Origin of the sequence: Pseudomonas sp. 31 R 17, from assembly GCF_900004915.1 — a bacterium.
GTDB lineage: Bacteria > Pseudomonadota > Gammaproteobacteria > Pseudomonadales > Pseudomonadaceae > Aquipseudomonas > Aquipseudomonas orientalis_A.
This window is the reverse complement of record NZ_CVTN01000086.1, coordinates 109,283-120,049: the sequence shown is the minus strand read 5'-3', so window position 1 is coordinate 120,049 and position 10,767 is coordinate 109,283. Positions and strand designations below refer to the sequence as shown.

Below are 10,767 nucleotides of genomic sequence, written 5' to 3'. Positions count from 1 at the left end.
CCCGCCGCAATCAAGCGATTGGAGGACATCAGCCAACCGCCCTGCTGGTCGTAGATGGTGATGCCGCTCAGTTGCGGCATCAGCGGCTGTTGTCGACGGATCAACGCGTTGATGCGCTCGATCTGCGCCGGGCCACTGCCTTCGGTTTCCAGGCGCTCGACCAGCCCCAGCAACAACAGCGCGCTTTGCCGCACGATGCCTTCGGTGTAGGTGTTGAGCGCCTGGGTCAGGTTCAAGCCATGCACGTCCACTTCCGCCAGCGCCCGCTCACGGGAAGACAGGACTTTCCAGATCGTCAACGAAGTCAGGGAACAGCCGATCACCAACAGCAAAAGCATCACAAGACGGGTATCACGCTTCACGTCAGCACCTTAAGGAAGCCTGGTAGGTAGTCCAGCCATCATTCGAACGTCGGTACTCACAGCGGCCACCGGTTCCGGTGGCGCACGCATACAAGCGGTCTGAAGGCCCGCCGCCATGGAGCAGCCTTTACCAGAACCGCTGCTGGGTCAGCCGGCTCCACCAGGTCAGCAACACCCGATCCACCGAACCACTGGCCGCCAGCCCTACACGCTCCTGCAGGCTTTTGCGCTCGGCATAATGCAGGTGGAACACTTCGGCGGTTTTGGCCTTGGTCGCCAGGTATTCGTCGCTGGTTTGCAGTTCGTCGACCAGTTGTTTATCGAGCGCTGCAACACCCAGCCACACTTCTCCGGTCGCGACGTCATCGATGGCCAGCTGCGGGCGATAGCGCGACACAAAGTTCTTGAACAACTGATGGGTGATGTCCAGGTCTTCCTGGAACTTTTCGCGGCCCTTCTCGGTGTTTTCGCCAAACACCGTCAGGGTGCGTTTGTATTCGCCGGCAGTCAGCACTTCAAAGTCGATATCGTGCTTTTTCAGCAGGCGGTTGACGTTGGGCAACTGCGCCACCACGCCGATGGAGCCGAGGATGGCAAAGGGTGCGCTGATGATCTTCTCGCCGATGCACGCCATCATGTAGCCGCCGCTGGCCGCGACCTTGTCGATGCACACGGTCAACGGCACGCCCGCCTGGCGGATACGCGCCAGTTGCGACGACGCCAGGCCGTAGCTGTGCACCATGCCGCCGCCGCTTTCCAGGCGCAGCACCACTTCGTCTTTTGGCGTGGCCAGGCTCAGCAATGCGGTGATTTCATGGCGCAGGCTTTCGGTGGCCGAGGCCTTGATGTCACCGTCGAAATCCAGCACGAACACCCGCGGCTTGGCCTCAGGCTTGTTCTTGCCCTGCTTTTTCTCGGCTTTGCTTTCGGATTTGCGCAGGGCCTTGAGCTGGTCCTTGTCGAGCAGCGACGATTCGAGGCGCTCACGCAGGCCCTTGTAGAAATCGTTCAGCTTGCTGACCTGCAACTGGCCGGCGGCTTTACGACGCCCTTTGCTGCGCAGGGCCGCGAAGCTGATCAACACCACCAGAATAGCGACCACCAGGGTGACGGTCTTCGCCAGAAAGCTCGCGTATTCGGCCAAAAAATCCATATGTCTCCTTAAGAATGCACTGCGCCAGGCGCGGATGGCCCAGCATACCGGCGCCAATGCCTGCGGACCAGTGCCCAGACCGCCAGCAGCGCACCTCTAACGAACTTTTAAAACAAGCGTATGTTTTTTCATTGACAGCTCGCGGGCATCCTCATAACCTCGCCAGACTTTCAACGTACCGGGAAAACGGACGTGGGCAGCATCTATCTGATTCGACATGGCCAGGCCTCCTTCGGTGCAGACGACTATGACGTCCTGTCGCCCGTCGGCGTGGAACAGGCCCAGGTACTCGGTCGCCACCTGGCAGAGCTGGGGCTGACGTTCGATCGCTGCCTGTCGGGCGACCTGCGCCGCCAGCAGCACACCGCCACCGCCACGTTCGATCAATACCGCGCCCTCGGCCTGCCGGTTCCGCCCCTGGAAATCGACAGCGCATTTAATGAATTTGACGGCGAGGCGATCATTCGCGGCCTGCTCCCCGACCTGCTTGGCGCCGAACCCGACGCCGTGCACGTCCTGCGCAATGGCGCGCAGAACCGCAGCGAATTCCAGCGCATCTTCGCCCTGATCATCGAACGCTGGCTGGCCGGCACCTACGATCCACCGGGGCTGGAAAGCTGGCTGGGTTTCGTGGAGCGTGTGCAGGGTGGCCTGCAACGCATTCTGGAAGCGGCCGACAACAGCGACAAAATCGCCGTGTTCACTTCCGGCGGCACCATCACCGCCCTGCTCCACCTGATTACCCGAATGCCGGTTGCCCAGGCGTTCGAACTGAACTGGCAAATTGTTAACACCTCGCTCAACCAGCTGAAATTCCGTGGTCGCGAGGTGGTACTGGCTTCCTTCAACAGTCATGCCCACTTGCAGCTGTTGAAGGCGCCGCAGCTCATCACTTTCCGATGAACTGCGGCCAACCGTGACCCCAAGGTCACTGGACTCCACCCTAAAGGATCGAAACCATGACTGACGTAGCCAAAGCTGTAGAAGCAATGAAAGCCAAATTCAACCCAAGCGCTGCCGAAGGCCTGGACCTGGTATTCGGTTTCCGTATCGACGACACCAAGAATTTCTCGCTGGTGGTGAAGGACAAGACCTGCGAACTGCAGGAAGGCGAAAACCCGGACGCCCAAGTGACCCTGGTCATGGACAGCGAAACCCTGGAAGGCATCGTCGACGGTTCCACCGACGGCATGCAGGCCTTCATGGGCGGCAAACTGCGCACCGAAGGCGACATGATGCTGGCGATGAAACTGAGCGAGTTGTTCCCTTCCTGATAACGCCGCGCTCAAAAAAATCCCGCCTTCCGGCGTAATGTCGTTCAGTCAAGGCTTTTTGTAGGAGCGAGCTTGCTCGCGAAAAACGTCAACGATAACGCGTGTTTCCTGATTGAACGCGGCGCCCGTGAGTTTTTCGCGAGCAAGCTCGCTCCTACAAGGGGCGATATACGCTTGACTGAACGGCATTACGTTGAAGGCGGGATTTTTTCATTTAAAGCACAGGCCCGGCTGTCAGCCACCTGCGGCGGCGTCGACCTTCTTGAACTGTTCCAGATCCCGTGGCTTGCCCTCGGTACCGTACCGGTTGATGAGACGCCCCTCCCCCGGCTTCAATTGGAACTCCCCGGACTCCACATCCCGGCCGATCACCAGCACATACTTGTTGCGCCCAACGCGCACATACACGTTATAGAAATCCACCAGCTGATCTTCAGTGATGAAAATACTGTAGGCATAACGCGCACGACGGGCCAGGTTGGGCCACTGCGCCTCCAGCACAGCGACATCCCCGTCCTCACCCACGATGTCCATCGCACGAATGGCTTCTTCGACCAGGGCGTCATTGGCATCGGCGCTTATGGCCACAGGCTTGAGCCGGGTCATCTTGCGCACCGAATCAGGGTCCGCTCCCCGTACTTCGTCGTCCAGCGACAGTGTCACTGACTCGAGACGGTACGTGCCGTTTTTGACCCATTTGGAGGCATCGACGCTTTCTGAATCCTGACAGCGCAGGCACGCTGCCCTCATCGAGGCCGCACTGGCGCTGCCGACAGACAGGCAGGAGACCAATACACCGGCGCCCAGCAAGATGCCCAAGCGGCTGGCCGGACTTGAAAGGGTGAAGCACTTAAGCATGATCTACATCCATGTAAGGTTGGGGGGTGGGCAAATCTACCTGATTCATGCCTTGAGCGGAACATTGAGCAACAACGCCACCAACGCACTCCACCCCGTCTGATGCGACGCCCCCAACCCACGCCCGGTCTCCCCATGAAAATACTCATGGAACAACACCAGATCGCGACTGGCCGGGTCCGCTTCCAATTGCGCATACCCCGCCATCGAAGGGCGCAGGCCGTTTTCATCGCGTAGAAACAAGCGCGTGAGGCGCTGGCTGAGGCTGTTTGCCACTTCTTCAAGGGACGCCAGATAACCGCTGCCCGTGGGGTACTCCACCGAGAAATTATCCGCGTAGTAGCGGTGAAACTCGCGCAGCGATTCGATCAGCATGTAGTTCACCGGCATCCACAACGGCCCGCGCCAATTGGAGTTGCCGCCGTACAAGCGTGAGTCGGACTCGCCGGGCTGGTAGCGCGCACACAGGGTGTCGCCGTTCATCTTCAGCGCCAGCGGCTGTTCGGCAAAGGCCTTGGATAACGAGCGCACGCCAAACGTCGACAGAAACTCATGGTCATCGAGCATGCGCCGCAGCAGGTCCTTGGTGCGCTCGCCACGCAGCAAGGCGAGTAACAGGCGGTTGCCCTGCCCCGGTTCGTTCCAGCGCGACACCAGCTTGGCCAGGTCCGGCCGGTGTTTCATAAAACCCAGCAGTCGCTCACGCAGGCCTTGCAGCCCTTCGTGCTCGCGCTGCTCCAGCACCAACACGGCAAACAATGGCATCAGGCCGACGATGGAGCGCAGCCGCACCGGCTCGTTCTGGCCGTCCGGGCGGTGCAGCACATCGTAGAAGAACTGGTCCTGCTCATCCCACAAGCCTTCGGCGCTGTCGTCCACGCGGTTGATCGCGCCGGCGATGTACAGGAAGTGCTCAAAGAACTTCACCGCGATATCCACGTACACCCCATTGCGCTTGGCCAGTTCCAGACCAATGCGCATCAGGTCCAGGGCATACGCCGCGACCCACGCGGTGCCGTCGGCCTGATCCAGCTGGTAGCCGGGCGGCAAGGTGGCCGAGCGGTCGAACAAGGCGATGTTGTCCAGGCCCAGGAAGCCGCCCTGGAACAGGTTGCGGCCCTCGGCGTCCTTGCGGTTGACCCACCAGGAAAAATTCAGCAGCAGCTTGTGGAAAATCCGCTCGAGAAAGTCCATGTCGCCCACGCCGGTCAGCGCCTTGTCCTGCTGATACACGCGCCAACTGGCCCAGGCGTGTACCGGCGGGTTGGCGTCGTCGAAACGCCATTCATACGCCGGCAGCTGGCCATTGGGGTGCATAAAGCGATCTTTAACCAGCAACAATAACTGTTGCTTGGCATACCCCGGATCAATCAGCGCCATTGCCACGGCCTGGAAGCCTTGGTCCCAGGACGCGTACCACGGGTATTCCCAGGTGTCGGGCATGGACAAAATGTCGAAATTGGACAAGTGCCGCCAATGGGTATTGCGGATATGCAGGCGCTCGGGCGGCGGCGCGGGTTGGGCCGGGTCGCCGTCGAGCCACTGGTTTACATCAAAGTAGTAGAGCTGCTTGGACCACAGCAACCCGGCCAGGGCCTGGCGCTGCACATTGCGCGCGTCAGCATCGGCAATGCCTTGCTGCAAGGCGGCGTAGAAGTCGTCTGCCTCTTGGCGGCGCAGCTCGAACAGCTTGCGTGCATTGACCTCGGGCGCGTCCACCGGCGCAAACCGCAGGTACAGGGCTTTGCTCTCCTGGCCCGCGAGTTCGAGGCTGAAACGCGCGGCGACCTTGGTGCCCGTGTCGCGGCGAATTGCCGAGTCTGCGCCGCCCACCACATAGTCGTTGATGCCATCCTTGAACGGCCCCGGCGCCGGTTGCCCATCGAGCTTGGGGACGTTGCTTTCGTTTTCGCAGAACAGCCACTCCAGCCCGTCCTGGCCCCAGGCGCTGAGGTGACGGTCAGTCAGCTCATGATGCCGGGCCAGCACCCGCTCACCGTCCAGGCGCAACTGCGGCTTGGGCGCGTCAAAGGTCCAGCTCCAGTCATTGCGCGCCCACAGTTGGGGCAACACCTGCACACGCGTCGGCTGGTCCGCGCGGTTGTGCACGGTGACGCGCATGAAAATATCGTCAGGCTGATGCTTGGCGTATTCGACCGTTACATCACAGTAGCGGTTGTCTTCGAATACGCCGGTGTCGAGCACTTCGTACTCGGCATCCTCAAGCCCACGGCGGGCATTTTCGGCGATCAGGTCGGTGTAGGGAAACGCCGCATGGGGATATTTGTAGAGCATGCGCATATAGGCGTGGCTGGGCACGCCGTCGACAAAAAAGTACAGCTCCTTGACGTCTTCTCCGTGGTTGCCCTCGGCGTTGTCGAGGCCGAACAGGCGCTCCTTGAGGATGCTGTCACGCTCGTTCCACAGCGCCAAACCCAGGCACCAGCGTTGCGCCTTGTCGCTGAAACCGGCCAGGCCATCCTCGCCCCACCGGTAGGCGCGGCTGCGTGCATGTTCATGGGGAAAATAGGCCCAGGCGTCGCCGTCGGCACTGTAGTCCTCGCGCACCGTGCCCCATTGGCGTTCACTCAAGTAAGGCCCCCACTCGCGCCAGCGTTCGGCATCCTCTGTCGCCAGCCGCCGGCCTTCGAGGGTGTCGAGTATCGGGTGTGTGGGTGTGGCCGTCATTGAATGCTCCATCGCCTGCCGGATGAGCAGCAGTGTAGAACCCAATGACGCCCGGATGCACATGAAGACTCAGGCGGGCCTGGTCGGCGGTGCCGGTGTGTTTGCCGGATTGTGGTCATGTTCATCTCATCTCATTCATTTGCAGAATGAAGTCCAGAGGATTCTTCGTTTGCAAGCCGGCGTGGCGCTCAACAAAATCGGGACAAGGCCACTTTTGTCATCCCAGCCATCAGGAATTTTTCTATGCACGCCACTGCACATGTCAGCCCCGACGAGATCCGCAAGGGCTTTTCCAAGGCGATGTCCGACATGTACCGGGATGAAGTTCCGTTGTACGGCGCGCTGCTGGAGCTGGTGGCGCAGACCAATGCCCACGTGCTGGAGAGCGACCGGGGCCTGGCCGAGCACCTGCACCGTACCGGCGAGATCCAGCGCCTGGGCATGGAACGCCACGGTGCGATCCGCCTGGGCACCGCCGCCGAACTGGCGACCATCAGCCGCCTGTTTGCCGTGATGGGCATGCAACCGGTGGGCTACTACGACCTGACACCGGCGGGCGTGCCGGTGCATTCCACCGCCTTTCGCGCCGTGCATGAGCAGTCACTGCAAGCCAGCCCGTTCCGCGTGTTCACCTCGCTGCTGCGCCTGGAGCTGATCGAAAACCCCGCGCTGCGCAGCTTCGCCGAAACCGCCCTGGCCAAGCGGTCGATCTTCACCCCAGGCGCCCTGGCGTTGATCGAGCAGGCCGAAACCGACGGCGGCCTCGATGCCGAGGATGCCGAGGCCTTTATCCGCCAGGCGCTGGAGACCTTTCGCTGGCACCACAGCGCCACCGTCACGGCCGAACAGTATCGGCAACTCAGCGACCAGCATCGACTGATCGCCGACGTGGTGGCTTTCAAGGGCCCGCACATCAACCACCTCACCCCGCGCACCTTGGACATCGATCAGGTACAGGCCGCTATGCCCGCCCACGGCATCACCCCCAAAGCCGTGATCGAAGGCCCACCGCGACGCCATTGCCCGATCCTGCTGCGCCAGACCAGTTTCAAGGCCCTCGACGAACCCATTGCCTTTACCGATGCCCAGGGCCGCCACAGCGCGCGCTTCGGTGAAATCGAACAACGCGGCGTCGCGCTCACGCCCAAGGGCCGCGCCCTGTACGACCAGCTGCTGAATGCCGCCCGCGATGAACTCGGCGCGGCACCCAACGAGGCCAATGCCGCGCGCTACGAGCAATTGCTGGAGCAACACTTCCAGGCATTCCCGGACAACCACGCGCAGATGCGCGAACAAGGCCTGGCCTACTTTCGCTATTTCCCCAGCGAAAAAGGCCTCGCAGCCCGCGGCCAGCCCGACTCACCGCGTACGCTGCAGGCCTTGCTCAGCGCAGGGCACGTGGAGGTGGAGCCGCTGGTGTACGAGGACTTCCTGCCGGTGAGCGCAGCGGGGATCTTCCAGTCGAACCTGGGCGATGCTGCGCAGAGCCACTACGCGGCCCATTCAAACAAGGCCGAGTTCGAACAGGCGCTGGGCCGCAGCACGATTGACGAGTTGCAGTTATATGACGAAACGCAGCAGCGTTCCGTGGAGGCGTGTGTGAGAGCACTGCTGGTATAAAAACGCTGCCGGTATAAAACGCTGCAGATATAACCAGAGCGTCCACCGGCAGCGATTTTTGCTTAACCCAACTTCGCGACAATTTCGTCTTTGATCAGCAACCGTTTCTTCTTCAACTTCTCCACGTCCTCATCACTGGCGCTTGCCGATTCAGCCTTCAGCACCTCCCCGTCGGCAGCGTCGTATTGCGTAAGCAGCGAGTCCAGTCGTTTGTCCCCCGCCCTGCGCTCGTGGACAACTTCCTTGCTCAACCCCAAGTCCTGATACAGGTCGTGTTTCACTGGCATGACGTACCTCCACAAGTTGATCAATGGCCTACCCCTTGAAGCTAGCCCATTGACCGGGGTGTTGTCATGTTTGCAGTCGATACAGCCCCGTTCGTCGCAACCCTGGCGATGGGATCAAACCTTTTGGCCTGCCCTGCCCTCCACTGTAGATCGCCACTCGAGGGAGACCGGTTTCATGAATCACACCGCAACCGCCGCCGACACGCAATGCATCAACACTATCCGCACCCTGGCCATGGATGCCGTGCAGAAGGCCAACTCGGGCCACCCCGGTACGCCGATGGGCCTGGCCCCGGTGGGCTATACGCTGTGGAGTCGTTTCCTGCGCTATCACCCGGAGCATCCGGACTGGCCCAACCGTGACCGCTTTGTGTTGTCGGTGGGGCATGCGTCGATGCTGCTGTATTCGCTGCTGCACCTGGCCGGTGTGGTGGAGATCGATGCCCACGGCAAGCGTTCCGGCGAGCCGGCGGTCAGCCTGGACGACATCAAGCAGTTCCGCCAGATGAGTTCCAAGACCCCGGGGCACCCCGAGTACCGCATGACCACCGGCGTGGAAACCACCACCGGCCCCCTGGGCCAGGGTTGCGCCAACAGCGTGGGCATGGCCATGGCCGAGCGTTGGCTGGCCAAGCGATTCAACCGCGACGGCCAGGTGCTGTTCGATTACGACGTCTACACCCTGTGCGGTGATGGCGACATGATGGAAGGCATCAGCAGCGAAGCGGCGTCAATGGCCGGGCATTTGCAGCTCGATAACCTGTGCTGGATCTACGACAACAACACCATCAGTATCGAGGGTCACACCGAGCTGGCCTTCAGTGAAGATGTGATCAAGCGCTTCCAGGCGTATGGCTGGCACACCGTGCATGTCACCGATGCCAATGATCTGCAGGCATTGAGTGTGGCGCTGGACACCTTCAAGGCCAATACCGGCGCACCGACCCTGATTGTGGTCGACAGCGTGATTGGCTACGGCTCGCCGCACAAACACAACACCGCCGCCGCCCATGGCGAGCCGTTGGGCGAAGACGAAATTCGCCTGACCAAGGCCGCCTATGGCTGGCCTCAGGACGCCAGCTTCCTGGTGCCCGATGAAGCGCGCACAACGTTGCGCGATGCACTCGTCGAGCGTGCCGAGCCACTGTTCGCCGAGTGGAACCAGACCCTGGGCGCCCTCGACCCGCAGCGGGCCGATGAGCTGCAGCGCATGCGCGCCGGGGAAATGCCCGAGCACTGGCAGGCCGACCTGCCGAGCTTTGCGGCCGATGCCAAGGGCGTCGCCAGCCGCGCATCCGGCGGCGAGGTGCTGAACGCCTTCGCGCAAAATATTCCCTGGTTGCTGGGCGGTTCTGCGGATCTGTCGCCGTCGACCAAGACCAACCTCACCTTCGACGGCGCAGGCCGTTTCAGTGCCGACGACTACAGCGGGCGCAACCTGCACTTCGGCATACGCGAGCACGCCATGGGCGCGATTGCCAACGGCCTGGCGCTGTCCTACCTGCGGCCGTACACCTCGACGTTCCTGGTCTTCAGCGACTACATGAAACCGCCGATCCGGCTCGCGGCGATCATGGAGCTGCCGGTGATATTCGTGTTTACCCACGACTCCATCGGTGTGGGCGAAGACGGCCCGACGCATCAACCCATCGAACACCTGACCCAACTGCGCGCCACCCCGGGCTTGCTGACCCTGCGCCCAGGGGATGCGAATGAAACCCTTGAGTTGTGGAAGGTGGCGCTGGCGCAAACCCATCGGCCGAGTTGCCTGGTGCTGTCGCGCCAGCCGCTGCCGACCCTGGACCGCAGCCGTTACGCGTCGGCCGCAGGTGCGGCCAAGGGCGCCTATGTGTTGGCGGGTGCGGACAAGCCCGAGGTGATCCTGCTCGCCACTGGCAGTGAAGTCAGCCTGGCGGTGGCGGCCTATGAACAACTCACCGGCGAAGGCATTGCCGCGCAGGTGGTGTCGATGCCCAGCTGGGAACTGTTTGAAGACCAGGACCAGGCCTACCGCGACAGCGTCTTGCCGCCGGCAGTGAAAGCCCGCGTGGTGGTCGAGCAGGCCGGTCCCCTGGGCTGGGACCGCTACGTCGGACAGGCCGGGGCCAAAGTGGTGATGAACAGCTTTGGCGCCTCGGCGCCGCTGGCGAAGTTGCAGGAAAAGTTCGGCTTCACCGTGGAAAATGTCGTGGGGTTGGCCAAGCGGCAGATCCAGCACAACCGGGCGGAATAAACCGCGCCAATGCGCAGGGGGCTTGCTCCCGATAGCGAAGTGTCAGTCAGGGATGATGTGACTGATGCACCGCCATCGGGGCATAGGTATCTACACAACTTTGTAGCGCCCAACGCTAACCACGATGCGCAACGAGTCGCTCTTGATCTTGATCTGCTTTTGATCTTAGGCGCCCCGTTAAACCACGCTGGCCGAACTCAGGCTTGAATCCGTGGGTAACCCGGCAGGACGCCGGGTTAGCCGCACTGGGCCATGGATGGCCCATTGCGGCGGCCCACGGATTCAAGCCTGC

The 10,767-nt window shown here is 61.7% G+C and carries 8 protein-coding genes and 1 pseudogene; 4 read left to right on the top strand and 5 right to left on the bottom strand.

The window, feature by feature from the left end:
- Positions 1–362: pseudogene (locus BFP89_RS29530) on the bottom strand (diguanylate cyclase); the annotation flags it as partial.
- Positions 363–489: 127 nt separating this feature from the next.
- Positions 490–1,515 carry a protease SohB gene (gene sohB, locus BFP89_RS26140; protein WP_065888325.1) on the bottom strand — a complete coding sequence of 342 codons (1,026 nt, stop codon included), beginning with the start codon at positions 1,513–1,515 and terminating at the stop codon, positions 490–492.
- A 192-nt stretch (positions 1,516–1,707) separates the two neighbouring features.
- On the opposite strand from sohB, the gene BFP89_RS26135 reads away from it, so the two are divergent.
- The gene (locus BFP89_RS26135) at positions 1,708–2,418 is read left to right on the top strand and encodes a histidine phosphatase family protein (protein ID WP_065888324.1); all 711 of its coding nucleotides are present in this window, start codon (positions 1,708–1,710) and stop codon (positions 2,416–2,418) included.
- Positions 2,419–2,474: 56 nt separating this feature from the next.
- A complete protein-coding gene (locus BFP89_RS26130) occupies positions 2,475–2,789 on the top strand; it encodes an SCP2 sterol-binding domain-containing protein (protein WP_005788868.1) in 315 nt (104 codons plus the stop codon).
- Between the two features lie 234 nt (positions 2,790–3,023).
- Here the strand turns inward: BFP89_RS26130 and BFP89_RS26125 are convergent, their stop codons facing one another.
- Positions 3,024–3,647: a hypothetical protein gene (locus BFP89_RS26125; protein WP_065888323.1), complete on the bottom strand. Its 624-nt coding sequence runs from the start codon at positions 3,645–3,647 to the stop codon at positions 3,024–3,026.
- Positions 3,648–3,692: 45 nt separating this feature from the next.
- A complete protein-coding gene (locus tag BFP89_RS26120) occupies positions 3,693–6,335 on the bottom strand; it encodes an MGH1-like glycoside hydrolase domain-containing protein (protein WP_065888322.1) in 2,643 nt (880 codons plus the stop codon).
- 243 nt (positions 6,336–6,578) lie between these two features.
- On the opposite strand from BFP89_RS26120, the gene BFP89_RS26115 reads away from it, so the two are divergent.
- Complete coding sequence (locus BFP89_RS26115) at positions 6,579–7,955, top strand: 2-oxoadipate dioxygenase/decarboxylase HglS (protein ID WP_065888321.1); 1,377 nt, start codon at positions 6,579–6,581, stop codon at positions 7,953–7,955.
- Positions 7,956–8,017: 62 nt separating this feature from the next.
- On the opposite strand, the gene BFP89_RS26110 is transcribed toward BFP89_RS26115, so the two are convergent.
- Positions 8,018–8,242 (bottom strand): DUF465 domain-containing protein, encoded by a 225-nt coding sequence (locus BFP89_RS26110; RefSeq protein ID WP_065888320.1) that lies wholly within the window; start codon positions 8,240–8,242, stop codon positions 8,018–8,020.
- A 175-nt stretch (positions 8,243–8,417) separates the two neighbouring features.
- Between BFP89_RS26110 and tkt the strand changes: the two genes are divergently transcribed.
- Entirely contained in the window at positions 8,418–10,475 is a 2,058-nt protein-coding gene (tkt, locus tag BFP89_RS26105) for a transketolase (protein WP_065888319.1), read from the top strand.
- The last annotated feature ends 292 nt before the right edge of the window (positions 10,476–10,767 follow it).

Excerpts from the sequence above, each read along its gene's own strand:
- sohB (WP_065888325.1), bottom strand. The coding sequence starts at position 1,515 with ATGGATTTTTTGGCCGAATACGCGAGCTTTCTGGCGAAGACCGTCACC.
- BFP89_RS26130 (WP_005788868.1), top strand. The coding sequence starts at position 2,475 with ATGACTGACGTAGCCAAAGCTGTAGAAGCAATGAAAGCCAAATTCAAC.
- BFP89_RS26125 (WP_065888323.1), bottom strand. The coding sequence starts at position 3,647 with ATGCTTAAGTGCTTCACCCTTTCAAGTCCGGCCAGCCGCTTGGGCATC.
- BFP89_RS26120 (WP_065888322.1), bottom strand. The coding sequence starts at position 6,335 with ATGACGGCCACACCCACACACCCGATACTCGACACCCTCGAAGGCCGG.
- BFP89_RS26115 (WP_065888321.1), top strand. The coding sequence starts at position 6,579 with ATGCACGCCACTGCACATGTCAGCCCCGACGAGATCCGCAAGGGCTTT.
- BFP89_RS26110 (WP_065888320.1), bottom strand. The coding sequence starts at position 8,242 with ATGCCAGTGAAACACGACCTGTATCAGGACTTGGGGTTGAGCAAGGAA.
- tkt (WP_065888319.1), top strand. The coding sequence starts at position 8,418 with ATGAATCACACCGCAACCGCCGCCGACACGCAATGCATCAACACTATC.